24 protein-coding genes, 1 tRNA gene and 1 rRNA gene are annotated in these 25,712 nt (G+C 45.1%); 18 read left to right on the forward strand and 8 right to left on the reverse strand.

The window, feature by feature from the left end:
• From Q502_RS08215 to Q502_RS08230, 4 genes are all read right to left on the reverse strand, one after another.
• Positions 1-175: ribosomal RNA gene (locus Q502_RS08215) — 16S ribosomal RNA — on the reverse strand; the annotation flags it as partial.
• A 195-nt stretch (positions 176-370) separates the two neighbouring features.
• Complete coding sequence (locus tag Q502_RS08220; protein WP_099830907.1) at positions 371-1,378, reverse strand: M48 family metallopeptidase; 1,008 nt, start codon at positions 1,376-1,378, stop codon at positions 371-373.
• 5 nt (positions 1,379-1,383) lie between these two features.
• Complete coding sequence (locus Q502_RS08225; protein WP_180977912.1) at positions 1,384-1,947, reverse strand: LemA family protein; 564 nt, start codon at positions 1,945-1,947, stop codon at positions 1,384-1,386.
• A gap of 24 nt (positions 1,948-1,971) precedes the next feature.
• Positions 1,972-2,760, reverse strand: coding sequence for an HAD-IIA family hydrolase (locus Q502_RS08230; protein ID WP_099830908.1), 789 nt, complete (start codon positions 2,758-2,760; stop codon positions 1,972-1,974).
• Between the two features lie 61 nt (positions 2,761-2,821).
• Here Q502_RS08230 and Q502_RS08235 point away from each other — a divergent pair, with 61 nt between their 5' ends.
• The 7 genes from Q502_RS08235 (at position 2,822) to Q502_RS08265 (ending at position 10,198) form a co-directional block, all read left to right on the forward strand.
• Positions 2,822-4,423, forward strand: a complete 1,602-nt coding sequence (locus tag Q502_RS08235; protein WP_099830909.1) for a DUF2207 family protein — start codon at positions 2,822-2,824, stop codon at positions 4,421-4,423.
• A gap of 116 nt (positions 4,424-4,539) precedes the next feature.
• Positions 4,540-4,779: a glutaredoxin family protein gene (locus Q502_RS08240; RefSeq protein ID WP_099830910.1), complete on the forward strand. Its 240-nt coding sequence runs from the start codon at positions 4,540-4,542 to the stop codon at positions 4,777-4,779.
• A 113-nt stretch (positions 4,780-4,892) separates the two neighbouring features.
• Entirely contained in the window at positions 4,893-5,993 is a 1,101-nt protein-coding gene (galK, locus tag Q502_RS08245) for a galactokinase (RefSeq protein WP_099830911.1), read from the forward strand.
• Positions 5,994-6,064: 71 nt separating this feature from the next.
• Positions 6,065-7,066, forward strand: a complete 1,002-nt coding sequence (locus Q502_RS08250; protein ID WP_099830912.1) for a Gfo/Idh/MocA family protein — start codon at positions 6,065-6,067, stop codon at positions 7,064-7,066.
• Between the two features lie 7 nt (positions 7,067-7,073).
• Positions 7,074-8,216 (forward strand): PLP-dependent aspartate aminotransferase family protein, encoded by a 1,143-nt coding sequence (locus tag Q502_RS08255; RefSeq protein ID WP_099830913.1) that lies wholly within the window; start codon positions 7,074-7,076, stop codon positions 8,214-8,216.
• Between the two features lie 203 nt (positions 8,217-8,419).
• The gene (locus Q502_RS14690; RefSeq protein ID WP_243392443.1) at positions 8,420-8,866 is read left to right on the forward strand and encodes a hypothetical protein; all 447 of its coding nucleotides are present in this window, start codon (positions 8,420-8,422) and stop codon (positions 8,864-8,866) included.
• Between the two features lie 12 nt (positions 8,867-8,878).
• The gene (locus Q502_RS08265) at positions 8,879-10,198 is read left to right on the forward strand and encodes a glycoside hydrolase family 36 protein (protein WP_243392444.1); all 1,320 of its coding nucleotides are present in this window, start codon (positions 8,879-8,881) and stop codon (positions 10,196-10,198) included.
• Between the two features lie 70 nt (positions 10,199-10,268).
• Here Q502_RS08265 and Q502_RS08270 read toward each other — a convergent pair whose 3' ends face one another.
• Entirely contained in the window at positions 10,269-12,314 is a 2,046-nt protein-coding gene (locus Q502_RS08270) for a glycoside hydrolase family 13 protein (protein WP_099830915.1), read from the reverse strand.
• Positions 12,311-13,240: a DMT family transporter gene (locus Q502_RS08275; protein WP_099830916.1), complete on the reverse strand. Its 930-nt coding sequence runs from the start codon at positions 13,238-13,240 to the stop codon at positions 12,311-12,313. Before Q502_RS08275 ends, Q502_RS08270 begins: the two co-directional genes overlap by 4 nt.
• 115 nt (positions 13,241-13,355) lie before the next feature.
• Here Q502_RS08275 and Q502_RS08280 point away from each other — a divergent pair, with 115 nt between their 5' ends.
• Positions 13,356-15,824: a hypothetical protein gene (locus Q502_RS08280; protein WP_099830917.1), complete on the forward strand. Its 2,469-nt coding sequence runs from the start codon at positions 13,356-13,358 to the stop codon at positions 15,822-15,824.
• Here the strand turns inward: Q502_RS08280 and Q502_RS08285 are convergent.
• Positions 15,813-18,062, reverse strand: a complete 2,250-nt coding sequence (locus tag Q502_RS08285) for a TIM-barrel domain-containing protein (protein ID WP_099830918.1) — start codon at positions 18,060-18,062, stop codon at positions 15,813-15,815. The two genes, Q502_RS08280 and Q502_RS08285, sit on opposite strands and share 12 nt — an antisense overlap.
• 90 nt (positions 18,063-18,152) lie before the next feature.
• On the opposite strand from Q502_RS08285, the gene Q502_RS08290 reads away from it, so the two are divergent.
• The 4 genes from Q502_RS08290 to Q502_RS08305 all read left to right on the forward strand — a co-directional run bounded on the left by Q502_RS08290 (position 18,153) and on the right by Q502_RS08305 (position 19,796).
• Positions 18,153-18,467, forward strand: coding sequence for an SCP2 sterol-binding domain-containing protein (locus Q502_RS08290; RefSeq protein WP_099830919.1), 315 nt, complete (start codon positions 18,153-18,155; stop codon positions 18,465-18,467).
• The gene (locus tag Q502_RS08295; protein WP_099830920.1) at positions 18,468-18,818 is read left to right on the forward strand and encodes a hypothetical protein; all 351 of its coding nucleotides are present in this window, start codon (positions 18,468-18,470) and stop codon (positions 18,816-18,818) included. It begins immediately after the preceding gene.
• 68 nt (positions 18,819-18,886) lie between these two features.
• Positions 18,887-19,528 (forward strand): lactate utilization protein, encoded by a 642-nt coding sequence (locus Q502_RS08300; protein WP_099830921.1) that lies wholly within the window; start codon positions 18,887-18,889, stop codon positions 19,526-19,528.
• The gene (locus Q502_RS08305) at positions 19,518-19,796 is read left to right on the forward strand and encodes an acylphosphatase (RefSeq protein ID WP_099830922.1); all 279 of its coding nucleotides are present in this window, start codon (positions 19,518-19,520) and stop codon (positions 19,794-19,796) included. Before Q502_RS08300 ends, Q502_RS08305 begins: the two co-directional genes overlap by 11 nt.
• Before the next feature lie 3 nt (positions 19,797-19,799).
• On the opposite strand, the gene Q502_RS08310 is transcribed toward Q502_RS08305, so the two are convergent.
• On the reverse strand, positions 19,800-20,459 hold the full coding sequence (locus tag Q502_RS08310) for an HD domain-containing protein (RefSeq protein ID WP_099830923.1): 660 nt from the start codon (positions 20,457-20,459) through the stop codon (positions 19,800-19,802).
• 96 nt (positions 20,460-20,555) lie between these two features.
• Here Q502_RS08310 and surE point away from each other — a divergent pair, with 96 nt between their 5' ends.
• The 6 genes from surE to Q502_RS08340 all read left to right on the forward strand — a co-directional run bounded on the left by surE (position 20,556) and on the right by Q502_RS08340 (position 25,712).
• The gene (gene surE, locus Q502_RS08315; RefSeq protein ID WP_099830924.1) at positions 20,556-21,320 is read left to right on the forward strand and encodes a 5'/3'-nucleotidase SurE; all 765 of its coding nucleotides are present in this window, start codon (positions 20,556-20,558) and stop codon (positions 21,318-21,320) included.
• On the forward strand, positions 21,317-21,808 hold the full coding sequence (def, locus tag Q502_RS08320; RefSeq protein WP_099830925.1) for a peptide deformylase: 492 nt from the start codon (positions 21,317-21,319) through the stop codon (positions 21,806-21,808). The genes surE and def overlap by 4 nt, the downstream gene beginning before the upstream one ends.
• Before the next feature lies 1 nt (position 21,809).
• Positions 21,810-22,742 (forward strand): methionyl-tRNA formyltransferase, encoded by a 933-nt coding sequence (gene fmt / locus Q502_RS08325; RefSeq protein WP_099830926.1) that lies wholly within the window; start codon positions 21,810-21,812, stop codon positions 22,740-22,742.
• A gap of 2 nt (positions 22,743-22,744) precedes the next feature.
• Positions 22,745-22,960 (forward strand): heavy-metal-associated domain-containing protein, encoded by a 216-nt coding sequence (locus Q502_RS08330; protein WP_099830927.1) that lies wholly within the window; start codon positions 22,745-22,747, stop codon positions 22,958-22,960.
• A 67-nt stretch (positions 22,961-23,027) separates the two neighbouring features.
• Positions 23,028-23,116: transfer RNA gene (locus Q502_RS08335), tRNA-Leu, on the forward strand.
• Between the two features lie 43 nt (positions 23,117-23,159).
• The gene (locus tag Q502_RS08340) at positions 23,160-25,712 is read left to right on the forward strand and encodes an ATP-dependent DNA helicase (RefSeq protein ID WP_099830928.1); all 2,553 of its coding nucleotides are present in this window, start codon (positions 23,160-23,162) and stop codon (positions 25,710-25,712) included.

Here is a 25,712-nt window from a genome sequence, read left to right on the forward strand (position 1 = left end):
TGCGGTCTTATGCGGTATTAGCTGTCCTTTCGGTCAGTTATCCCCCTGCGTAGGGTACGTTCCCACGTGTTACTCACCCGTTCGCCACTCTATGTGTTGCCACATACCGTTCGACTTGCATGTGTCAAGCACGCCGCCAGCGTTCACCCTGAGCCAGGATCAAACCCTCCATCCATGACTCATTTTTTTCGAAACTCGCTGGATTGCTATCCATTTTTCAATGACCCTTCTTCCTTCGCTCGCTCTTACCACTAACGCTAACTTCGCGTCAGCAATTCCTATATTACCAGTACCCCTACCCACTGTCAAGTTACAGGTTCGTTTCCTTAGTCACTTCTTTGCGTGAATACATTGGGAGGAGTGCTGAAGATCAGATATAGTCGGAAAGCTCCGCTTCAATTTCCGTCAGTGTCTTGTTTTCAAGTATTGAAATTCTCATCGCGATCGGAGGATGTGTGCTCCACAAGGATGCGAAGAAGGAGGTCTTATTGTTTATCCTCCTCTTCAAAGGATCTGATATGAATAGATGAGCGGTCGCCACATTTGCTGTCTGGAGTTTCGCAGAAGTCGTTGCAATCTTTCGGAGAGCTCTCGATAGTCCTGCGGGATTTCTAGTCAATTCGACGGCTCTCGCATCAGCAAAGTATTCTCTTGTTCTCGAGACAGCAAGCAACGAGAGTCTTCCAGTAAAGGAGAAGAGTGCGCCAAGCCCTGCAACTGCCGCAAGAAAAGCGATTATAGGCAGAGCAGAGTTGTCGTTCTTCTTTGAGGAGCGTTTTGACCTTGTAGCCGCTCCAATAGCGCCAAACCGCAGGTAAGTGATCAGTGCCCTAAAGGCAAGCAATTGAACAATCACAACCGCACCAAGAAGCGCAGAGATCAGCGTCATAAGGAGAACGTCCTTATTTAGTATGTGACTAAGTTCGTGGCCGATTACGCCGGAGGTCTCCTCACGATCGAGATTCTTCAAAAGTCCGCTAGTTACGCAAACGACGGAATCATCTTGTCTCCTTCCGGTAGCGAATGCATTGATAACCGAGTCATCATCAATCACAAATACATCCGGAGGTTTCCCCATTCCAGCTGCAATTGAGAGTTCATCTACGATGTTCTTGAGCTGTCGTTCCTCTGGATCGTTCGTTTTGAGAGGGCGCGCTTTTACTGATTTTAAGACGATCTCTTTTCCTGAGGAGAGAGAAATAAGAATCTGTATTAGGGCAACGGAGAGGAAAACAAGAGTGAATATAGGTAGAATACCGAAGATCAAGTCTATTATCATGCCGAATGCAACCATCATGGCAAGAAAGACCATCACGAGAATGATGGTCTTTCTGACATTCTTCCTGCCTTCTTCGTAGAAATCTACTGTAAAAGACATAGCTCTCAGAAGGAAAGATCTACTTTGGGAGCTTCTTTTTCGGCCTCTGTCACTTCAAAGAGAGGAAACAATTCAAATTTGCCCCCAAAGAAGCCAACAATGACGTTATTCGGGAAGATCTCGATCTTTGTATTGAACTTGGTAGCAGAATCATTGTAGAACTGTCTTGCGTAAGAGATCTTGTTCTCGGTAGTGGTCAATTCTTCCATCAGCTGTGATACATTTGTGTTTGCTTTCAGATCAGGGTAGTTTTCGACTACTGCAAGCAGTCTACCGAGCGCGCCGCCAAGTTCTTGTTCTGCCTTGATCTTGTCTCCCACACCTTGAGCTGAAACAGCTTTTGCTCTCGCTTGCATTACTTTTTCCAGAGTTTCCTGTTCAAATTTCATGTAACCTTTCACAGAGCTAACAAGGTTCGGGATTAGATCATGTCTTCTCTTGAGCTGAACATCGATCTGCGACCATGCATTTTCGACCCTCTTTTTTAGGGTGACTAAATTGTTATATACCCCGATGAGCCATAGAGCTAAGACAACAATAATTCCAATTACAACGAAAAGGATGACCATTCAATCACCTCCAACTTATGGTAATTATACAGTATTATCTTTGTCAATCATCGCTGCTAGTGATCCGGTGTTCTGCACAACTCTGTAACTATGTGTAACGGGTATCATATCTTCGGTCGTTTCTCCCGATAGAACAAGGTAGGTGTCAACTCCCGCTCTCAGTCCGCACTCAATATCTGTGTAGAGCCTATCTCCAACCATAACCGTCTCTTCAGGTGAGCAACCGAAGTCTTTCATGACCATATTGAGTATCGTTGGATCCGGCTTTCCGACTATTTGATCAGGTTTACGACCCGTAGATGTCTCGAAGAGGCTAATAAGACTTCCAACATCCGGTACAGGGCCTTCTTCGGTAGGGCAGTTAATATCAGGATGACTTGCAATGTATGGAACACCTCTTCTTATGAAGAGAGCGGCCTTCCTGATCTTTTCGTAAGTAATCTCTGTGTCGTATGTCAGAACGAGAACATCAGGATTACTTTCATCGAGGACTATCCCCTTATCTAAAAACATCTTCCGGACTGAATGCGTTGACAACAGATACACCTTCTTGCCAGGAAAGCAGTTCTTGAGGAGACTTACAGTAGCCTCCCCGGATGTGTAGACCTCGAATAGTCTCCTTTCGATGCCCATTTTCACCAGTTTTCTGATATATTCTTCAGGAGTACGTGATGAATTGTTGGTTAGAAACACGAGTCTTGAATTGTGTCTGTAGATGGCCCTGGCGAAATCCAGACTGCCTGGTAAAAGATGCTCGCCCAGGTAGAACGTTCCATCCATATCTGAAACGAAGAGTCTTTTGTGTTTGAGCATCTCTTCCTCCATTTTTCCAGCTGTTTTCATATGCAGAGTATAATACAAAGGGTGAGATGAAATGAAAAGGAAATTCGAAAGAAAGTACTTCTTTATCATATTCATGATAGTCAGCGGATTTTTTATGTTCATTGCCTTAGGAAATGGCTTCTGGAGGGAATCAGCTCCCTACAAGATCGATTCGGTTGAAATCAACGCCAGACTGAATGATCAGGGGGAGCTTCTCGTAGAAGAGCTTTCAGTTTATACGCTATCTCGCAACAACAGGACAGCGACTAAGAAACTCCATTTATCATATCCCTCGGTTCTCAACTCGTATTCTATTGAGGTTTCCCAGGGAACCGGTGTTGTCAGAGAGATATCGTCATCCCCCGGCGGCTTCGATGCGAGGATCTTTCTTGAACAAGAAGTCACCCAGTTTCTGATGACAACTGAATACAGTTTATCCGGTGTTGTCGAGATAGGAACGGATATCGCCGTGTTGAGCTATAGATTCTGGGAACCAAACTCAGATGCCATGACCAGAGACATCTCTCTTTCCATAGAGTTACCCGAGGCCATAATCTCTAGGATAACAAAGGACGATATCTCTGTCAGGCCCTATAAAGAAGCCAGGGTGGAGATAGAAGGAAACTCCGTGAAGCTTCGAATGAAATCTGTTCTTTCAAATGCATCGGGCGAAATCAAGATCTCGTTTCCAAAAAACATTGCCAGTACTATGCCAAACGCGGTGAGTACAACCGTAAGCAAAAGTTCGATTCGCAAGGAACACGAGATAGCCATGTTCCAGCAGGCTTTTCTTTCGGGTTTGATCGGGTTTCAGATAGCAGTGCCTTTTTTCGTCTTATTCTTCACGTTTATCCTTTTTGGAGTCGAGCCTCAGGTTAAGTCGGAAATTGGTTATAGAATCTACGATGTACCGGGCTATATTCTTAATGCAGTAATAAGGAATCCATTCCAGGAAGTGGATCACAACGGCTTCCTTGCAACGATTCTTGAGATGCACAACAGCGGAGAGATATTTATCGGTGAGAATTCTATATCCGTGAAGGCAACTCATAATGGAATCCCAACGCAGCAGCAATGGGCGCTTCAGGCCATCAAGTCTCTAAAGAGAAATGAAGACGGTTCAATAGAGATTCCTGATGCTGAAAACAACAGCGTTTCGCTCAACGAATTCAGGGAACATTACAGTCTTTGGCAGAAGAATGCGATGCGCAGCGTGAAGTCAGGAAGATTCTATGAGTACCTCGGTTCTACGGTCATGTCGGTTTTTTCGATCTTCTACTTAATCATCTGGTCCATGATACTGAAGTTTGTCTTTGGAAACTGGCAGATTTACCTCTCCTTTCCAGATGAATCTCTCGTGCTGTCAATAGTTCTCTATGCAGACTGGTGCCTGGGATGGCTTCTTCTAGTTGTCCCGAAGAGGATTTTCGCAAGATGGACGCCTTCAGGGAGACTGTTCTATATGGAATGGAAGAAGTCAGAGAAGGATCTTCTTTCAAAGCCCTCGCTTAACAACGATGATTTGTCAAAGCTTGTAGCTATGGGGCATCTGCAGAATCTGATTGCCAACAGACAGAAGGTTAACGAACAACAGCTTTCAGTACTCCGCCAACTGCAGAAACTCGAACTGCTTCTTGATAAAGCGAAATCCTGATAACTTCTCCCGAATGAATACATGTCTCCCTAAATCGAGCAGTTGACAATTGTAGCAGAAATATTCTATAATTTACTTACTAATACCCCTAGGGGGTAAATGGAGGTGTGAATTTCATGAGCGCAAAGGTAGTTGTATATTCTACTCCCACATGTCCCTGGTGCAAGAGAGCAAAGGACTATTTCAGGGCAAACGGAATTGCTTTTAAAGACTATGATGTAAGCAAGGATAAAGCCAAAGCGGAAGAAATGGTCAAGAAGAGTGGGCAGATGGGTGTTCCGGTGATAACAATAGGAAGCCAGGTTATTGTAGGATTTGACAAGGGAAAGATAGACGGCCTTCTGGGTATCCATTAACTGAAGAAGCGATTTCACGGCGGGCATTAGCCCGCTTTGTTTTTTTGTCAACGGGGTGCTATTCTCTCAATATAGAGCAAAAAGCATATATGTACATTGCTGGAGGTGTTGAGTTGAAGAGGTACTTTGTTGCGCCTGGTAGGATTAATATCATTGGAGAGCATACTGATTACAACGAAGGGTTCGTAATGCCAGCCGCGATTGACAAATATGTTCTTCTGTCAATTGAGAAGAATGGTAACGGTCGGATTCACCTGAGCTCCATGGGAAGAAAACCGGTGTCATTCGAAGAAAGTGTTATTGAAAAGACAGGTGACTGGAGCGATTATCTAAAAGGAATAATCTGGATCTTGAAGAATAAGCTTGACGCCAAGTTCGGGGGAATGGATATTGATATTCGCTCCAGCCTTCCTGAAGGAGCAGGTCTCTCGAGCTCTGCCGCTTTAGAGGTTGCCTTGATAGTAGCACTGAACTCGGTTTTTGATCTAAAGCTCAGCGAAACTCAGTTGTACAATTATGCTCAGGAAGCAGAGAACGATTTTGTCGGAGTCAAGTGTGGAATTATGGATCAATTCACGGCGGTAATGGGACGTAGGAACAAGGCGATATTCCTTGATACTCTCAAGATGCAATATGAGTATGTCCCCCTGGAACTGGGCGACTATACGCTTCTTGTGTTCGATTCAAAGGTACATCATTCTCTTTCAAGAGGCGCGTATAATTCAAGAAGAGAGGAAGCACGAAAGGCTCTTGAGATTCTTGGCAGGAGTAGCTATCGCGAAGTTTCAATGGTTGATCTGTTTCCGAACAGAGGAAAAATGGGTGATCTCTATTATAGACGAGCTTTGCATGTTGTTTCAGAGAACATGAGGGTTCTGGAGTCAATGAAGATTCTATCAAACTCGAATTTTGAAAACCTTGGCAGGCTTCTCATACAATCTCATGAATCTCTGGCTCTTGACTATGAGGTTACTTGTGAAGAAACTGACTTCATTGTTGATACGCTTAGAGAGATGAAGGGCGTATCGGGTGCAAGAATGATTGGAGCCGGGTTCGGTGGATCGGTACTCGCCCTTTGTGAGAAAACCGAGGAGAAGAAGATAGTTGAAGTGGTGAAAACGAGATATAAAGAGAAGTTTGCGATAGATATCGATTGTTACGAAGTAAGGCCCTCGGATGGTGCAAGGGAAGTTGAAGCCTCTTTCCCTTTGTGAGAAAGAAAGTCTGACTTAAATGGACTTATCCCAGTTCTGTTGCTTTGAACGGTTTTGCGAAGGAGGATGATATGAACATTAGACTAGGCGTTGTAGGAGCGGGAATCGCCTCAAGGGAACTTCATCTTCCCGCCTTAATGGAGCTGAAAGATCTATTCACAATTACTGCTGTAAACAGCAGAACAAGAAAGAAGGCTGAGGAGTTCGCCGATCTCGTTGGAGGTAAAATCAAAGTCTTCGATTCTTATGAAGAGATTCTTTATTCCGATGATGTCGATGCGATTGTCCTTGCAGTGCCAATTGCCCTCAATCCCGAAATGATCGTAGCTGCGAGAACGGCGGAGAAACCAGTTATTTGTGAGAAACCTATTGCTGCATCGGTGAAAGAAGGACTTTCTCTGTTGAATCTTCCGGGGAATTCACCTGTCTACATCGCAGAGAATTACAGACACATAGAAGTTTACACTAAGGCTTCCGAATTTGTGAGGGAAGGAAGGATCGGCAAACCAATCATATTCAGTTGGCTCAAATGGGTAGATTTCGGACTGGATAACAAGTATGTTCAGACTAAGTGGAGGCAAGCCCCGAAACATGTGGGGGGATTCATTTCTGACGGTGGCGTTCATGACATTGCGGCCTTGCGAAAAATCCTTGGGAATGTGAGAGAAGTTAGCGGATTTTCAGAGAAGAATCTCGATTATCTTGGTGCGGAGAACTCAGTGGTCTTCAATATGACACTGGGAGAAGGAGTGATTGGGAACTACTCGGTTGTATATGGAGCTCCGGCCACTCTTAACAGACTCGAGATCGTTGGAACAGAAGGCCTGTTGCGTGTTGACAAGGATGAAGCGACAATCGAAATCGAGGCTCACGGTCGAGAGAAATTCTACGCAAATAACAGTGATGGATTCGTTGAGGAATTTACTGATTTCTACAGAGTCATTAAAGGTCAGAAGAATTCTCTCGGCTCTATTCGGGAGGCAATCCTTGATCTGGCGACCGTTGAGGCCGGATTGATTTCTGCAAATGAGAAACGAGTAGTGATTGTGGACTCATTGATAGTGGAGAGTTGATGGGAAGATGAGTGGCTTCAATACTAGAGCTATTCATAGTGGCGAAGAGCAAAAAGTTTGCGACGCCGTAACAACTCCTATTTTCCAGACTTCGAACTTCCTGGCAAATGACGACAAGTATCTCAGCGAAACCTCAGAGACCTTATATACAAGGGTCGGAAATCCGTCGATAGGAGTTTTAGAAAGGAAGCTGTCCGATCTTTTCGGAGGAAAAGGCGGAGTGTTCTTTTCATCGGGAATGGGCGCTATCACTACGGTATTTCTCACTTTTCTCAAGTCAGGGATGAACTTGGTGATTTCGAAAAACGTTTACGGAGGGACTCAGAGTCTTATCGCGGAACTACCCGGCATGGGAGTAGAGGTCAGGAGATTTGACCAGTCAAAGTTAGAAGACCTTGAGAATCTTGTCGACCACAATACCGCTATCGTGTATGTTGAGTCAATGGCAAATCCGAACCTGGTCTTATCGGAAATCGAAAACATATCAAAGATAACAAAGAAGAGCGGAGCGCTTTTGATAGTCGACAATACATTTCTGTCTCCCTACAATTTTAGGCCGCTTGAACATGGTGCCGACGTAGATATCCAGAGTCTGTCTAAGTATGTGAATGGCCATTCCGATGTCATTGCGGGCTTTGCCGCCTTCAGCGAAGGCGATTCTGAGAAGCTTGTTAGACAGAAAATGATTAGGTTGGGCACGAATGGAGCTCCATTTGATGCTTTTCTGGTCAGTCGTGGAGTGAAGACTCTTGGTCCCAGAATGGAACTGCATAATAAGAACGGGGAAGAAGTAGCGGTTTTTCTCTCGAAAAGTCCAAAAGTGCGTAGAGTCTCTTATCCTTCTTTGATGAACACTAAACCTAGCTGCTTTGCAGATTGCAAAGGCTTTGGGGGAGTCGTGTATCTTGAGCTGGAGAATCTGGAAAAAGCGAAAAGATTCATAAGAAGCAGCAAGCTCTTTCTAGAAGCAACAAGTCTGGCCGGAGTCGAATCACTTGTCACGATACCTGTTCTCACCAGTCACTCTTCATTTACAGATGAACAGCTTAGTGAAGTGGGTCTATCCAAAGGAGGGGTAAGGCTTTCGGTGGGGATCGAGGATGTTGAAGATCTTCTGGAAGATCTAGGTGCAGCTCTTGAAGCAATCTAGGAGCAACCAAGAAAATGAATGGTTCTGCTTCTTTGTACCTGTTCCGAGAAAGAAAGGAACCCGGCGTCTGAAAGAGCAAGAAAAACCGACAACCAGAATTGGAGTCATAAACGTCTTTCCTCTCAGCATCAGTAGTGAAACCGCGATTCAACTTGTTTTCTTGTTGGCCTATAATAGACAACAAGGTTGTGAGGTGATTTGAAGTGTTGAAGACAAGAATCGCGGGAATAGAGGAGCTGTTCCTTAGCAGCGAGAGAGAGTTCAAGATAGAGAGAGAAAACCTTGTCCTTATCTATGGCTTTTCAAACCTTCCAGACTCATCGGGAGTTTTGCTCAGGGTCTCAATTCGCAACGAAGATCCCTCTCCTAAGAAAGTTGGCAAGATCGATCTAATCGAAATCCAGGATGTTAGTGAGCCCGTTTACTACAACAACTGGCAGTCATGGTTCCCATTCAAGGCTTACTGGGAGCGACCATTAGTGGATTCGTTTGTTCAGTACGCAGATTCTCAAGGAATAAGTCTCTTTGCCGCCTCCCCAATACCTGAGCTCCTTAGGAAAGGGCAAAGACCTAGCGATTACTTCATTGCCACCGACGAGCTCCTTGTAGGTTTTGTCTCGAATCAATTCACTCACCAGTATTTCCTATGAGACGATGAGACCTTGAGCATCATTGGTTCAGTGGATCTCTTCGGTACTGAACTTGCATCGGGCGAGTCAATAGAACTCGAAGAGATGGTTATTCTTGGTAATAAAAGCCTCTGGACTATGCTTGAAAAGTATGCTGATCTCATAAAGCAGAGTAATGAGGTTGAGTTTAATGAGTTTGAAGGGATAGGTTGGTGTAGTTGGTACCATTACTTCACCGACATAACTTTCGATGAGTTGTCGAAGAATGTGAAGCTTCTTGCCGAAATTCGAGATCGCGAGAGAATCGATTACAGACTGGTTCAGCTTGACGATGGTTACGAAAAGGAAATAGGCGACTGGCTGACGACCAACTCCAAATTTCCGGACTTGAAAGAAATCGCTTCTGAAATTAGGGGAAAAGGCTTCAAAGCAGGACTGTGGATAGCCCCGTTTTCTGCTTCCGAATCCTCAAGGCTGTTTAACGAGCACAAAGAATGGTTTGTAAAGAACAGTGATGGCAATCCCAGAGTAGCATACAGAAATTGGAATAAGCAGGTTTTCGCTCTTGACACGACTAATCCAGAAGTTCTACTTCACCTCGAAAGGCTTATAAAGACAATAAGGAGTTATGGCTTTGACTATTTGAAAATAGATTTTCTCTTCGCTGGTGCGATTCCTGGAGGGCGCTTCAACGAATTCTTAACACCGGTTGAGGCGTATAGAAGTGGAATGCAGACAATTAGAGCTGCTGCCGGAGATGATTGCTTCATTCTTGGCTGTGGAGCTCCTCTGCTTCCCTCAGTAGGTTATGTTGATGGTATGAGAATCGGGTCCGATACTGCGCCTGAGTGGAATGGGGAAACGATGGATATAGGAGTTCCGAGCGCAAGGTACAGCTTGAGAAATGCCTACACAAGGTCCTTCATGCACCGCAGGCTGTGGCTGAATGATCCCGATACGATTGTTTTGAGGAACTGCGGACTTACCGAAGAAGAGAAGCGAGTATTTGCATTATCTGTGGGTCTACTTGATGGAATGATGCTTACCAGTGATGACATGTCTCAGGTTGGCCGCGACGGGATTTCTTTGCTCATGGAAGCGATGCAGCTTAGGGGAGGAGAACCCAGGGTCTTCCTTGACGGCATGAACGGAGTCTTCGCAACCTGTACGAGAAATGCACCCGTCTATGACGTCACCTCTTTCGTGAATCTTAACGATACACCTCGGCACTCAATTAAGCTCAAGAAGATGTATCAGGATTGGTCAGGCGTAATTCCTTCCGTTATGGAAGTTGAACTACCTCCCCGAAGCATATGGATAGAAAAGCGAGAAGCACGAGAAGGTTTAGAATGAGCCGCCTGAATCAACTACCGACAATAAACTCGGTTATGGATGAATAGTTGACGGGACTTAGAACTCGATATCAAGAGTTGTCGGCAGAAGCCAGTTCACCGCTCTCGTTCCTAACAAGAATCCAAACTGTTATAGCAGGGATCTCTACTGTGTGCTGATCAATTACCAGTATTCTTCCGGAAAGATACTCAAAGAATTCGCCACTTGTCGAAGGACTGAAGGAGACGCTTTCTCTTGATGGATTAACTACCACAATTACTTCATCCTGATCGTTCCATCTTCTGTAAGAGAGAACGGGGCCACTGGTTGTCATGACTTCATATTCTCCGGTACGAAGAGATTCGTGAGATTCTCTAAGCACTGTTAGCTTCTTGTAGAATTCGTAGATTTCCCAGTTCCATCTCTCTTCGTCCCAGATCATGGGAGCTCTGTTCTCCGGATCCTTTCCCCCCTTCATTCCGATTTCGTCTCCGTAGTAAATTACAGGGCTGCCGATGAAAGTCATCTGAATTGCCACTGCTATCTTCAGAAGATCAACCTGATTGAAGGCAAGGGTAAGAATTCTCTCGGTGTCGTGGCTGTCCAGAATGTTCCAGAGAGAATGCAGAGTCTGAGGCGGATAAGCGTTGAGATACAGATTAGTCATAGCTGCGAACTTTGCAGCAGAGTTTCCCGCTCTGAAAACATACTCCACAACCGCATCCTTAAAGGGGTAGTTCATAACCGAATCAAAAGACTTGCCTCTAAGCAGTGCTCTGGCGTCTCCCCAAAATTCCGCGACAAGCAATTTTTCTTTGTCTAACCCCTTCACAAGTGGTCTGAAGAAATCACTCCAGAAAAGAGGGTCAACTTCCGTTGCAACATCGAGACGCCAGCCACCGATTCCTTCAAGATCGTACTTGCGTACAAGTTGTTCCACGTAAGCCTGCCAGCCTTCGTTGAGGCTGTTTATCTTAGGCATATATGCGTAGCCGTTCCATCCCACATATGTCATTGCCCTATCCTGGATCTTCCTTATTGGAAAGCGTTTGACAAAATACCAGTCCTTGTAGGGGGAAGTCTCCTCTCTTTCACGGAGATCTTTGAAGGCGAAGAAGTCGTAGCCGGTATGATTGAAGACTCCATCCAGAATCAATTTGATGCCAGAATCTTCTGCCAGTGAAATGAGCTCCTCGAAAACATAGTCGTCGCCGAAATTGTCATCTATCTTCAGGTAGTCTTCAGTATCGTACTTGTGACTCGAAGGGCTTTCAAAGATCGGGTTCAGGTATATCGCATTTACTCCCAGCTCAAGAATGTGATCGAAACGATCGATGATCCCTTTGAGGTCTCCTCCGAAAAAGCCATCGCCGCCGAGGTTGGCGAAAACAGGATCAGAATTCCACGGCTGAACTCCAACAGGATCGTTTCTGGGATCTCCATTTGCGAATCTCTCAGGAAAAATCTGATAATAAACGGCTCCCTTTGACCATTCCGGAAGATCAAAATACGTTATGGGAAGCCTATCTTTCTCGAAAATGAATGGAAGACGTAACTCCTGGCACAGTCCGAGAGAATCGAGGACCACTGAGTTGTCTCCATCCTCTATCTCGAAGTAATACTCCAAGTTTTCAACTTTTATCCTGTCTGTACGATAAAAGCTATCTTTGCCGAAGTCGCGTAGATACTCTAGATTGTAGCGAGTCCCATCGACAATGAGGCTGAGCTGATAAGTAGTTCCAATAGGAAGTGAAACGGCAAAGTAGAATTCATTTTCGTTTACCGGGTTGAAGTAATCTCTGTCGCCAACACTGTGTCTGGCAAAGTCTTGCAGGTCTCCAAGGTTTTCTACTCTTAACACTGATAGTTCTGCTCCATCTTTGTACGACTTGTCAGGATTCCTTTGGTCAAGAAAAGTCGCATCTTCTGTGGAATAGTAGTAATGATAGAGACCTGGCTCAATATTAACTTCTGCTGACCACCAATTGTTATCGAGTCGAGACATATTCAGTTCCAGTGAACTCTCAATGATCACTACTGAGGGTGTTGAATCTGCAGTAGTAAGAAAGGATACTCCTCTGGCAATTGTCATTGCCAAGATGAAAACCGTAGTAACGACGCTCTTCATTTTCATCATTTCGACCCCTCCTTGATTTTCCTCTTCGACAGAGCGTTGGCCCCCCATACTCCGAAGAGAATAAGAGCTACTCCAAACATCTGAATTGGTCCGAATCTTTCTCCCCTGAAAATCACGCCGGCGAGAAGAGATACAACTGTTGAAAGGTAGACAAAGACGGTTGAGCGCGATGCTTCAAGCTTGGAAAGCATGAAGTTGATCAGGAAGAATGCTCCGACCGACGATAATGTACCGAGGTAAAGCGCAGCAATGGCGACACCAGGCTGAGCAATTCCGCCGATATAGAACAAAAACTCTCCTCTTGACAAAGACAGTATAACTGCAATTACGGTGAAAGAGATGAAGCCCATCGTCATCATATGATATGTGATCTCCCATGAACTAAACCTGACAGAGGCTTTTCGCGAGAGAATGTTATAGAAGGCTGCCGAGATTGTGCTACCTATCAAAATGATCGGCCCCAGTGGACTGCTTCCTGAGGAAATCCCCTTTCCGGCGGTTATCAAAGTTATGCCAAATAGCGCAGTCACAACTGAGATTATCTGAGGAGCGGCAAGTCTCTCCTTAAGAAATATCCTGGCGAAAATCAGTACGAATATTGGAATTGTCGAAAGGAGTATTCCAGCTTCGGATGAAGTGGACAAAGAGACCCCAACATTTTCTAAGATGAAGTACATGACCGGTTGAACAAGGCTGAGAAGAAGAAGGTCTTTAAAAACTGCTCTGTAGGGTCTGATTCTGACGATACCAAACAATCTAAACAATGAAATAGTCAGAAAGGCAACAGAAAATCTGTACGAAAGAAAGTACATGGGATTTGTATATTCAAGTGCGTTCTTCGTAAATAGAAAGGAAAGACCAAAGATAACTGAAGAACCGATTCCTGCAAAATATGCCAAGAGCCTGTCTCTTTCTATCTCTGCCATAAAGCACCTCAACCAATAATAGCACTGCGACGAAGTAACCGGCAACCTTAGGGCCTTGTCGCCTTTGCATAGTCTATAATAGTAGTGATCTCCTTTTCAAGAAGGCGGTGTTGTTTTGTTCAGAAGATATATTCCGTTTTTTGTTCTGCTGATTTCGGTCATCGTAAGCGGATATTCATTCAGAGATCTGGACTGGTTGAAGCATGAATCAGAGCACTTTGTTTATATATACCATAACGAAGTGGCCGGTTCGGTTTCCCAAATTGAAGAGATTGCAGAAAATACCTTCCTTGGCTTGAGTGAATTATTCGGGAACCCTTTCAGAGACAAGATCTCCATATTGATTGGAGGCTATGAGGATCGGTCAAACGGTCTGGCAAATCCAGTCATGGAATCAATCTACATAATGACGATCGGTCTCGACTATCCCTACAGAAATGACGGCTTCTGGTTGGAAGAAGTGATCACTCACGAACTTAGTCATCTTTTTCAGATTACCGCAACAACTCAAGTTGGAAACTTTCTGAGAAACTATTTCTCAAGACTTTACCTTCCTAACGCCCTTCAGCCCATGTGGTTCACCGAAGGCTTTGCGCAGTTAGGGAGCGAACTTATTGGAGACCTTTATGAGTACGATTACAGACGCTTACCTTTTCTTTGGGATCAACTTGACAGAGAGGACCCCTTTCTCGAGGAGACCGTAGTATCCGGTCACAGCGGCATCGGGGGAGAGGCCTATTACAATTACGGCTATGCGTTCCTGACATTTCTATATGAGACCTATGGCTTTGAAAGCATTCAGGAATTGGTCAGGATAAAGTCGGGGATTCTTGGATTTGCAGGAATTGATTTTTCTTTTGAGAGAGTATATGGTAAAAGCTATCAGGAGCTAAAGGCGGAGTTTATCGATTTTGAATCGGAAAAGTGGAAAGGAGTAGAGACTCCATCGATCCATAGACTCTCTTCGGATATCGGGGAATTTGTCAGTCACTACAGATCAAAGACCTACGCGAATAGACTGTATTATATTGGGTTTGATAGAGAGCAAAGATACTACACGCTATATAGGGAAGACACCGAAATTCTCAGAACCAGCATGGAGATCATTGATTTCGCTGTTTTTGAGAATGAAATTGCATTGTTGCTTTTTGAGAAGGAAGTCTCCGAAACAAGGCTTTACTTCTTCAGGGAAGGAAGGCTTGAGCGAACGAAATACTCCCACCTTGTCGGAATCGATTTCGCCGGAAAAGATCGTCTAGCAATTCTGAGGAATAGTTTGGGGACTATGTCTGTGGAAATCCTCTCACTTCGAAATGAAAGGGTGACGACGATTTTCGCGGCAATAGACCCGGAAATGCAGATCACTAGCGTCAGAGCATCTCAAGATGGTGCGCTCGTAGCGTTCAGAGTCAATATGCGCGGAAACAAGTATATTGCATTCTACTCATCGGGTTTCGATGCCCCTTTAATGTACAAAATCGATAAGGACTTCTCACTTGGAAGCTGGACTTCAGGCGGATTTCTTATTTCGGTAGAGAACGGATTTGGCAGCAGTGTTTATCTTGTCACATCTGAAGGCGAGATGACAAGTCTTGCCACCTTTCCCAGGTACGTCAGAGATCCTGCCAGAACAAGAGAAGGAATTGTGGCTGTCGGTCAGGTCAAGGGAAACAAGTTGTTGTACTCAGTTGAATCAAAGACCACTGAGTTCAAGCTCAAAGAAACGACTGTTGAGATGCGAGTTCCTGAGCCATTAGAAGGCGAGAAATACGAAGGTTTCACAAGTTGGAGATTTGTGTCTCCCATTCCTTACAAGGGTCTGTCTTTGCTTTTTTCCGATCTTACATTTCACAACCATCTGATTGCCGGTGGATCTTTCGACTTTGGAACAATGCTTCCGAGCCTCCACCTCGAACTGTGTAGTATTGACTACACGCCCGTTGATTTCACCCTTTCGTTCGAGTTTTCGGATCTCAATGTCGAAGCTTCTTTGGAGGCTTATCGTCAGTATGTCATTAATCCCAAACTTGCTTTCGGCTGGAAGGCCGAGCTCAATTATCCCCTGCAAGTCTCGGGATCAATTAACGTTGTTCTTCAGGATTCATCTGTGCTTTACGGGGGTCAGGCATCACTGAAGACGAATATCGCCGTTAGGGATACGCAGACGGCAACTTCAAATCTTGTGGACGTGGGGATAAGAGTCGATTTTGACTGGAAGAAAAACGGATTTGCATTAGATTCAGCTATCTTTTCTAGGGTAACTTTCGGAGAAGATCCATCTCTAGTACCGGTTGAGCTATGGGATTTCAGGGACGATTCCAACATAGTCGTTGGCCTTTCAATCTCGTCTGACTACACTATTTCGAGGAGAGGGTTCAATCTTATTAATCTTGTTCACCTTTCTGAGGAAGGAATTGGAGCGAAGATCGATACGTTGATAGGAAGGAGCTTTTCCTGGAGACTGGCTATATATAAGTTTGAGACGGTCTACCTTTACGCAGCTTACCCAATTGAAATAAAAGCAGGAATCATGCTTGAAAGCATGAGACTCCTGCCCTACATAGATTTCGCACTACTTTACTAAAACTTCACAACCCTCAGGAGAATCCTGCACGCTCACAGCGTACAGCCTTTCTCCGTTGTGAACTTCGAATGTCAATGATCTCTCTCTGCATTTGAAGCTACCTGTTTTGGGTAGAACTTCAATTCTAATTCCATCTGTACAACTGCGCACAACTATTTTCTTCAAAGAATATTCGCCGGTTTCGTGAGCGTTGCTAATTCCGTCGTCTTCATACAGTTCAAACTCCGCATAATTCTTAACAAAACCTATGATTCGAAGATCTCCCCAGGATCCGCTCTCAACAAATTGAGAGCTGCAGGTGGTAACGACCATGGAGTCCTCCTTCAAGAAATAGGGAATGGTATCTAAAGGAGCCTCTGTCCAGACATGGCCTGAAGCGAATGCTCTCTTCGTGTTAAGATCTAGCCATTCTCCTTCTGGAAGATAAACGTGCCTACCCTTTGAATTCCTCTGGTAAATGGGAGCAACCATGATAGACGGACCTATCATGAACTGATCGTCGGCGTTATAAGTTTCCCTGTCTTTGGGCCAGACAATCGGGAGGGGTCTAATCATTGTCATTTTTCCGTCGGCTGACTGCTTATGAATTGTGTAGAAATAGGGAAGCAATGAGTAACGAAGCTCTATTGCCTTCTTAATAAGCCTCTCCACCTCGCTGTCGAAGGCCCAAGGTTCCTGTCTCCTCGTTCCAATGGCACTGTGATTCCTGAAGAAGGGAAGAAAGGCCCCCAGTTGAGTCCATCGTACAAGCAGCTCTCCGCTACAATCGCCGCCAAAGCCGCCCACATCGCAACCAACAAAGCTTACTCCTGCAAGCGAAATGGATTGGATTAGCCTGATTTCGCTTAGCAGCTGTTCCCAACTACTCTCGTTATCGCCCGTCCAAAGGATCGCGTATCTTTGAATGCCGGGATATGACGATCTAGTGATAATGAAGGGTCTTGAATCGGGCCTGCTTTTCCTTATTCCCTCGAATGCTGCTCGAGCCATATTGAACCCATAGATGTTTCGGACCTTTCTATGCAAGTGAGCGATCCCATTATCATCAGTCTGAACAAAATCCTTCCCGTAGTCGTAGTACTTCTTCTTTGAGGCAATCCTCGCAAAAAGGAATTCCGTTTCAATTCCATTGTCATCTATTTCGGTTGCAAGCTGTTGTAGCTCTTTGAGCAATTCAGGTGTGTAGAAAATCGAGGGCTCATTCATGTCGTTCCAGAAGCCAGAGACTCCGTCCTTCAAGAGCCTGTCATAATGTTCTCCCCACCAATTTCTCGTAGCAGAGTTCAGGAAGTCCGGGAGTCTGGATTCTCCAGGCCAGACTGCAGGTCTAAAGGGAGTACCATCTTCCTTCTTGCAGAAGAAGTCACCCTTGAGGCCATCCTCATAGATGTCGTAGTTTTCAACTGCCTTAACACCCGGATCTACTATTGAAATGATCTTAATGCCCATATTAGATAGTCGTTCTATCATTGACGACGGATTGGGGAAGCTATTCTCATCCCAAGTGAATACCTTATAACTGTCCATGTAGTCAATATCCAGATGTATTGCGTCGCATGGTATCTTTTTGTTCCTGAGATTTTCCGCGATTTCAATAACGGATTTCTCATCTCCATACGACCATCTTGACTGATGATAACCCAAAGCCCAGGCGGGTAAGAACAAAGGGTTCCCGGTTAGTCTGAATAAGTCTCTTATAGTCTCATGTGGGCTCTCAAAGAACATGAAAAGACTAAAACCATCACCTTCTATATCGATTTTCAGCCTGTCTCGCGTTTCGAAGCCTACGTCGAATCTGGAGTATCCCGGGTGATCTAGAAAGAAGCCGATCTGTCTCCTGGCTGAAGCTATATAGAATACTGGAAGCGTTGAGTAAAGCCTTTTCTTTGAGGGAGAATGATCAGGTTCATCGGTATTGTACATCTCATAAACTGCGCCCCTTTTGTTGAGAGGGCCGATCGATTGTCCGAGTCCAAGAACTGCCTGGTCGTCATGTAGTTCGATTTTAATACTGAATCCATCTGTCGTTTCTACAATCTCCATCTCGTTGAAGTCCTGCGATGAGGATCCTTCTAGCCCGTGCAGCCTCAACCCTTGGAAGAGATGATTTGCCACGTCGCTGTCCAGTTCTTCTGCAGGCGCCGTCAACACCGAATCAGTTTCGAACTTCGTCTTTCCCTCTCTTTCAACTTCCATTTTGATTACTGAATCGAAATAGCGAAAGAATCGTTTTCTCAAAGCAGCGCCTCCATTTATAGGAAATTTCGATCTCATTGTACAACAAAATGTTAGACTTTGTATGTAAAGCAGAAGCGAGGAGGTAGATTGATGACAGTCAGGAAAGCTATTGAGAAGATCAAGGGATTGGAAGCTGAGATGCTTTCGGAGATTACTGGAAAATTCTCGTTCTTTATCGAAGGAGGTGATCCACAGAGATTCACTGTCGAGATCTGCGATGGCAGGCTAGAGGTTTTTGAAGAAGAACGACCTTCGGATTGCTCAATACGCACAGATTTCGCGACCTTTGAAGGACTGATTGAAGGAGTTGTGAATCCTCTGACAGCTTTCATGACTGGAAGTTTAAGGGTATCGGGCGATCTGGCCTTTGCGATGAAGCTTAACAAACTGCTTGGAGGTGGATGAATGGCACATGAAGTACTGATATTGGCTTTTGAAGGGAAGAAATCTTGTTTTCTTCATGCTTTGCTGAATGCACTTGACATGTCGGAAAAGGGATTTGCCGTATCTGTCGTAATGGAGGGAGAATCTCCCCGTCTCATGAAAGAGATTACACATGAAAAGGATCCTGTTCATGAGATTTACATTGAAGCGAAGAAAAGGGGCCTTATAAAGGCCGTATGTTATGGTTGTTCGAAAATGATGGGCGTCCTTGACATAGTAGAGAAAGAGGGTCTCCCCCTGAATGGGGACATGAGGAACCACGTTCCGCTGGCACCATATGTGGAGCGTGGAGCCGAGATCATTACATTCTAGAGGAAATTCGAATTATTACTGCGGAGAGCTGACTAAAGGCAGATTTCTCTCAAAGAAAGGAGTTCGTGATGAGGAACAGTCTTAGACGATGGAAGAATGAAAAACTGGCGCAGAAACTCATAGAAGTCTTTGAAAGCAAATCCGTGAGGGTGATTTACCTCCCAGATATAGAAATGGTGGTCGAAGAAGTTCATAAGCTGATTCCCGATGGAGCTACCGTTAGTTCAGGCGGATCGGTGACACTTCAGGAGTCTGGAGTAATGGATTTGTTGAGGTCGGGGAAATATGAATTTCTTGACAGAGACTCGGTTTCCGAAGATAGAGAGAAAAGGGAGATCATGATCAAGGCATTTGAGTCCGACTATTATCTATGTAGCGCGAATGCCATAACAGAGAATGGAGAGATTCTACTGCTGGATGGGAGCGGCAACAGGGCCGCTGCAGTAACGTTCGGCCCCGAGAAGGTGATTTTTGTCGCCGGAATTAATAAAGTCGTGAACGATCTGGATGCAGGCATCAAGAGGATCAAGTCGATAGCACCGATGAATGCAAAGAGGCTGAACTTGCATACTCCCTGCGTGACAACCGGATTTTGCTCCGACTGCAGCAGCGAAGAAAGAATATGTGAAACGTACTCGATAATAATCGATTCGAGAAGAAGACCATGGCGCTACACGATCGTTCTTGTAGGTGAAGAGCTTGGCCTGTAAGAAAACTCTCAGGATAAGAGTCTTTGGGCGTGTGCAGGGCGTTGGTTTCAGGTACTTTGCCCTTCACACCGCCACGTCTCTTGGGGTGACGGGTTTTGTGAGGAACGAGCCCGATGGAAGTGTGGAGATCGTTTGTTCCGGATGTGATGAGGAAATCGATGCTTTCGTTGAAAGAATAGATAGGGGTCCATCCTATGCCAGCATTACAAAGACAGAAATTGAAGAGCTCCCATTCAAGCCGTTCAATAACTTCGAAATTAGGTACTGAGGTTTAGATTTGTCCCCATTCTGCTAGGAACCTCTTCACAAACTCCACAACGAAACTGTAGCGGTCCTCAGCCATTTTTCTTGCAGTTCCCGTCCAGAAAGTTTCCGGTCTTATCTTAAGTATCTTCTCGTGAAAATGATTGATAGAACTACGCGAATTGCCGCTATAAGAGTTGCACGGACCGAATTGGAGAGAGTGAAGAGGAGTTCCGACCTTTCCGGAATAGGCAAAGACCCTTGCTATGGCCACTGCACCTATAGCGTCTAGTCTGTCCGCATCCTGGAGGATCTTTCCCGTCACACTGGTAGGTGTTAAACCGCCGGAGTATCTGTGCGATCTAATCGCCTGCGAGACTTCCGAGATAAACGAAAAGTTGAATTCCATGGTCGGTAGAAGTCCTAAAGCATATTCCGCGCCGGATTCTGCATGATCGATGCCGGTTAGAGCTTCTTGAGGCCGCTTAATGTCATGAAGGAGTGCGGCGATGACTGCCTTTTGAAGGTCACACCTCTCCCGAGAAGCAATTTCGCTCGCATTCTCCGTTACCCTGAAAGTGTGGGAAATATCATGAGCAGGGTCATCGTAGTCTTCAAAGGCTTCCCTAACGATGTGGAGGATTTCTCGCAAGTGTGGAATGCAGTCCATCAGCTCTGTAAGATTCATATTTCTCTCCTTGAGTAAAAAAGAAAAGTCTAGATGCATAATGTAAAATAAGTATACAAGATGATTTGTATGAATAGGTGAAAGGAGGCACGAATATTGAATATCCTCGTTACAAACGATGATGGAATCATGTCGCCCGGGATTATTTTGCTTGCCGAAACGCTTTCTGAAGAGCATGAAGTCCTTGTAGTTGCACCCGATGTCGAAAGAAGCGCGACTGGACACGCAATAACAATCAGAACTCCGCTGTGGGCCAAGGAAGTCAAAGTCGGTAATAAGAACATCGGCTATGCAATTAATGGTACTCCGGCTGATTGCGTTAAGCTCGGATTACTTGCGATTTCGGATAGGAAGATAGATCTTGTGATAAGCGGGGTGAACAAAGGGCAGAATATGGGAATAGATGTTCTTTATTCTGGAACAGTCTCAGGTGCTCTAGAGGGCGCAGTGACTGATACCCCATCGATTGCGGTCTCAAGCAGTGACTGGAGTAATCCCGAGTATGAAACCGCAGCCAGATTCATGGTCAATTTTCTCAAAATCTACGATGTCAGTAAGATGCCGGACTTCACGGCTCTAAATATAAATGTTCCTTCAGTCAAGTACGAGGAACTGAAGGGTTGGAAAGTGACCAGACAGAGCAGAAGAAGATACAAGGATTATTTCGAAAAGAGAAAGGATCCTTATGGGAACAACTACTACTGGATATTCGGAGAGGTAGTCGAAGATGAATGTTCTACTGATTGTGATTTCAACGCAGTTAAATCCAACTTCGTATCGATAACCCCTCTCCATGCCATTATGACCGATAAAGAGTATTTTGAGGAACTGAAGGAGATTTCGGAAGGGTGGTCGGAATGAAAGTGATTTATATAGGAAACCCCATACTTCGAAATGTTTCCGAGAGTGTCGAAGTTTTCGACGATGATCTCAAAGCGTTCGTGAAAGAGTTGAGCAAGACGATGTACGTTGAGGACGGCGTGGGCCTCGCAGCACCGCAAGTGGCTGTGTCCCGGAGGATTTTTGTTTACGACCCCGGAGACGGGTTGAGGGTAGTAATTAATCCAGAGATTATTTCCAAGAGTGATGAGACAGTAAGGATGGAAGAGGGTTGCCTCAGCATACCCGGAATTTACGCCGATATCATCAGGCCGTCTGCAGTTCGAATACATTATCAGGATGAATATGGCCGGCACCACGAAGAGGATTTGACGGACTATCCTGCGAGAATAGTGCAGCACGAGAGCGATCATCTTGAAGGAGTGCTATTCGTCGATTATCTTTCCTCATCAAAAAGAGCGGTGCTGAAACCAAAATTGAATCAGATAATTAAGGAAAGCATAAGATAAAATGAAGATCGTATTCATGGGAACTCCCGAATTTGCGGCTGCTCATCTCAAGGCGATTGTAGAATCGGGGAACAACGTGGCAGGAGTCTTTTCACAGCCTGACAGGCCTAAGGGGAGAGGGCGGAGAGTAGAACCCACCCCGGTGAAGACAGTCGCCACTAGCTACGGAATACCAGTTTTTCAGCCTGAAAAGATCAATTCTGATGAAGGGTTCGAAAAACTTTTGGAGCTATCTCCAGATATTATCGTTGTTGTGGCATTTGGAAAACTTCTTAAGTCGGGTGTTATAAACCTTCCAACCATCGGTTGTTTCAACGTTCATGCTTCTCTTCTGCCCAAATATAGAGGTGCAGCCCCGATTCAGCGAGCAATAGAAAGTGGAGAGACAAAGACGGGAATAACGATATTCAAGATTGATGAAGGAATGGATACTGGTGAGATTGCTCTCAAAAGAGAAATCGAAATAGAATCGTCGGACACTTTAGGAACGCTTTACACGAAGCTTGAAAAGCTTGGTACAGAAACATTGCTGGACTTTTTGAGAATCGTAAACGAGGGAAAGCTGAAGCTTTCTCCACAGCAAGGAGAGTTTTCGAACGCACCTAAAATCCAATCTTCGGATCTCGTCATCACAGATTTCTCTGATCCTGTGAGGGTAGTGAATAAGATAAGAGCTTACGACCCCCGTCCGGGAGCAAGAGCAGAGCTTGAAGGTAAACCGATAAAGTTGTATGGGGCTTCAGTAATTGACTTCTATGGGAAAGGCCGTAGAATCGGCGAAATTGTGGAAATTGATGACCGCGGAATGGTTATTAGCTGTGGCACTGGAAATGTTATTATATCGTTAGTGCAGTTACCCGGGAAGAAACCGATGAGACCCAAGGATGCTGTAAGTGGTCGGTTAATTCACGAAGGGATGATTTTGGGGGGATAAAAATGCCCAGGGTAATGAGGTTATTTCAGATCAGAAACGAGATCACTGAAGATGGTGCTGCTAGAATAGTTGCGAGACTAAGGTCGCTCGACGGCATAGTTAAGGCTCAGGCAGATGTTGCCAGCGGAGTGGTAGAAGTTGAATACGAGAATGCAATCGTTGACAGATATATAATTCAGGAAGAACTGTCCAAACTCGGTTTTGATATGCTTATATAAACCATTCTCGCACTTTGCTTCTTGACAAAGGAATCCGGTCAAGTTATAATTTCTGACGTGTGACGTTGCCGAGGTGGTGGAATTGGCAGACACGCATGGTTGAGGTCCATGTGGGCAGTTTAGCCTATGCGGGTTCAAGTCCCGCCCTCGGCACCACTGAACCGGGTTCATAGCCCGGTTTTTTCTTTTGAGGTGCTTCTTGGGAGAGATTCTGCTAGGTAATATTTTCAAACGGAACGCAAAAACAAGAATTAGCTTGAGACGGATTTCTCAGAACTCTCCATTCGTCTCAATGAATATCGAAGATCTTCCTTCGTTCTTTTCGGAGAGAGGTGAAGACTGTCTTTTTGTGGATGGGTCGTTGGACAGTGAGTATCTCCAGAAGATAGCTATCGATGAAGGATATCTGAGAAGCTTTCTTTTTCAGTCGGAGTCTAAGGATCTCGGGACTCGGATTCTTCAGTACAGAAAGACTCTTGAGAAAATGCCAGCAGGGCTCTCATCGATAGTTGAGAAGACCGTAGAGAACGGTGGGCTGAGGAACTTCCTTCTTCTTGCACTTAGGGAAAGCGAGTTTCTAGATCCGTGGGAGGATTATGTGCTTTCCGCTCTCAAGAGGAATGAAAGAAGAGAAAGGGGCAATCCCAGGATCAATCTTCAGAAGACCGTAAAACTGGTTTTCAGTGAGGGTGGGCTCCTACAGGATTCAATGAAGGGATACGAATTCAGACAAGAGCAGTTCATGACGGCTCTTGAAATCGCAGAGTCAATTGAAAGAGACGGCAATCTTATGATCGAGGTCGGTACTGGAACCGGAAAGAGTATAGCATACCTGGCACCGATTGCATACGCCTGTATCTCGACTATGAATCAGGCAGTTGTCTCTACAAGAACAAGAATCCTTCAAGATCAGCTCTTTAAGAAAGATGTGGAGGTGCTGAGGACCTTTCCTAACCTTGATGATCTGCGTGTTTCGGTAATGAAGGGGAGAGAAAGATATCTTTGTGTCAGAAAGCTTTTTGAGGTCGTGACCCTCGCTCTCAACAAGATGTTGGATGAAGAGATGTCAAAGGAACTTTCAGGAATACTCATCTGGTCTATGATAACTTGCGAGGGAGATCTCGACACGCTTCCGTTGAAAGAAGAGATGAGAAGAATGATTTCTGGAAACAGATTCGACTGCACGAGACGACTCTGCCCTTTCTTCGAGATCTGTCCTTATTACGTCCAGAGAGAAAACGCGAAATGCTCCGACATAGTTATCACGAATCACTCCTTCCTCTTTAGCGAAGCAAACATAAGACTTTCCGACGGAGACGCCGAAGAGCGAGAAGATATCGGAACTCTTCTCCCGGGATTCAAATATCTCGTTGTGGATGAGGCACATGAGCTCGAGGCTTCATTGACACAGGCCATGAGCTACCGCTTTCAGCCGTACGAGCTGGCCGGTACTGTGAGAAGACTCATAAAGGCAGTTAGGAATTCCTTTGGATTTCTGAAGAGGCACTTTGACGAGGATTTTTTGAGAAGACTGTGGACAAAGCTCAAAGAGGCAACCGCTAGTCTGGACAAACAGATCACAGAGCTTGTCAAGGTTACAGGCAGTTCTGAATCCGAAAACCGAACTACATTCACAGGAAGAGAACTCGAAGCGATAATATCTATGCTCGCAGCAATTTCCGATACTCTTCAGACACACGTATATATTGGTACCCAGACGATGCAGATGCTGGATGATGTAGAGGAAAGAAATGAAAAGATAGATGGTTTAGAAGCTGAAGTAAGCAGGATTCTCACTGAAACAAGGGAATGGATGAAACAGATAGCGGGAATCACTTCTTCTCAGGAGTCGAGGGTTGTTTATGTAAGCCGATTTGAAAGGCGCCTCGATAGCCTCAGCATAATTTCCTCACCTGTGGAAAACGATACCTTGATGGCATCGATCTTCCCCGATGTAAGCGTCAAGATTTTCATCTCTGCGACTCTGTGGGTTTACAGCAGGGGTAGCGATGGCTTCAATTACGCCAGGAGAATACTTGGAACAAGCAGTAACAATGAAGCGGTTAGGCTCGGAACTTCATTTGATTATACGCAGCAGCTGAAGTTCTTCGTCCCGGCCGATCTGCCCGACTATCTTCCGAATTCGCTAATCTATCTCGAAAGTGCGGCGGATATAACGCTCAAAGCCTTGAAGATAGTAGGTGGTGGTTCAATGGTGCTTTTCACTTCTTACGAAGACATGAAAGGGACTCTTTCCAGAATCTCCGGCGGACTTGGAGATATGGTGATTCACATTCAAGATAGGGAGGACAGTCCGACAACCATTCTTGCAGACCACGTAAATTCAGAGAAGTCCGTGATATTCGGAGCCAGAGCATTCTGGGAGGGTGTAGATCTTCCTGGTGAACAGCTCAAACTCCTGATTGTATACAAGCTCCCCTTTGAAAGACCGGATGAACCGCTAATTGAGGCTAGAATAAAACATTACGGGAAGAGGAGTTTCGTAGAAGGTATGAACAAGTATTATTATCCAAAGATGATAACGGCCTTCCGACAGGGACTCGGCAGACTTATAAGAACCAGGGGTGACCATGGGGTTGTGATTGTGCTGGACAAAAGGATAATCGATTCTAGAAGAGCTTACTCTAGGAAATTGCAGGCTTCTCTTCCTCCCGGAGTAGACATTCAGGCTGAAAGCAGCAGCAAGATCTTAAGAGAACTAAGAAAGCTTAAGAGGGAGAGATGGATCTAA

Source organism: Mesotoga sp. Brook.08.YT.4.2.5.2. (assembly GCF_003351125.1).
In the GTDB taxonomy this organism is placed as follows: domain Bacteria; phylum Thermotogota; class Thermotogae; order Petrotogales; family Kosmotogaceae; genus Mesotoga.

Coding starts and splice junctions, on each gene's coding strand:
- Q502_RS08220 (WP_099830907.1), bottom strand. CDS start 1,378: ATGTCTTTTACAGTAGATTTCTACGAAGAAGGCAGGAAGAATGTCAGA.
- Q502_RS08225 (WP_180977912.1), bottom strand. CDS start 1,947: ATGGTCATCCTTTTCGTTGTAATTGGAATTATTGTTGTCTTAGCTCTA.
- Q502_RS08230 (WP_099830908.1), bottom strand. CDS start 2,760: ATGCTCAAACACAAAAGACTCTTCGTTTCAGATATGGATGGAACGTTC.
- Q502_RS08235 (WP_099830909.1), top strand. CDS start 2,822: ATGAAAAGGAAATTCGAAAGAAAGTACTTCTTTATCATATTCATGATA.
- Q502_RS08240 (WP_099830910.1), top strand. CDS start 4,540: ATGAGCGCAAAGGTAGTTGTATATTCTACTCCCACATGTCCCTGGTGC.
- Q502_RS08250 (WP_099830912.1), top strand. CDS start 6,065: ATGAACATTAGACTAGGCGTTGTAGGAGCGGGAATCGCCTCAAGGGAA.
- Q502_RS08255 (WP_099830913.1), top strand. CDS start 7,074: ATGAGTGGCTTCAATACTAGAGCTATTCATAGTGGCGAAGAGCAAAAA.
- Q502_RS08270 (WP_099830915.1), bottom strand. CDS start 12,314: ATGATGAAAATGAAGAGCGTCGTTACTACGGTTTTCATCTTGGCAATG.
- Q502_RS08275 (WP_099830916.1), bottom strand. CDS start 13,240: ATGGCAGAGATAGAAAGAGACAGGCTCTTGGCATATTTTGCAGGAATC.
- Q502_RS08290 (WP_099830919.1), top strand. CDS start 18,153: ATGACAGTCAGGAAAGCTATTGAGAAGATCAAGGGATTGGAAGCTGAG.
- Q502_RS08295 (WP_099830920.1), top strand. CDS start 18,468: ATGGCACATGAAGTACTGATATTGGCTTTTGAAGGGAAGAAATCTTGT.
- Q502_RS08300 (WP_099830921.1), top strand. CDS start 18,887: ATGAGGAACAGTCTTAGACGATGGAAGAATGAAAAACTGGCGCAGAAA.
- Q502_RS08310 (WP_099830923.1), bottom strand. CDS start 20,459: ATGAATCTTACAGAGCTGATGGACTGCATTCCACACTTGCGAGAAATC.
- def (WP_099830925.1), top strand. CDS start 21,317: ATGAAAGTGATTTATATAGGAAACCCCATACTTCGAAATGTTTCCGAG.
- fmt (WP_099830926.1), top strand. CDS start 21,810: ATGAAGATCGTATTCATGGGAACTCCCGAATTTGCGGCTGCTCATCTC.
- Q502_RS08330 (WP_099830927.1), top strand. CDS start 22,745: ATGCCCAGGGTAATGAGGTTATTTCAGATCAGAAACGAGATCACTGAA.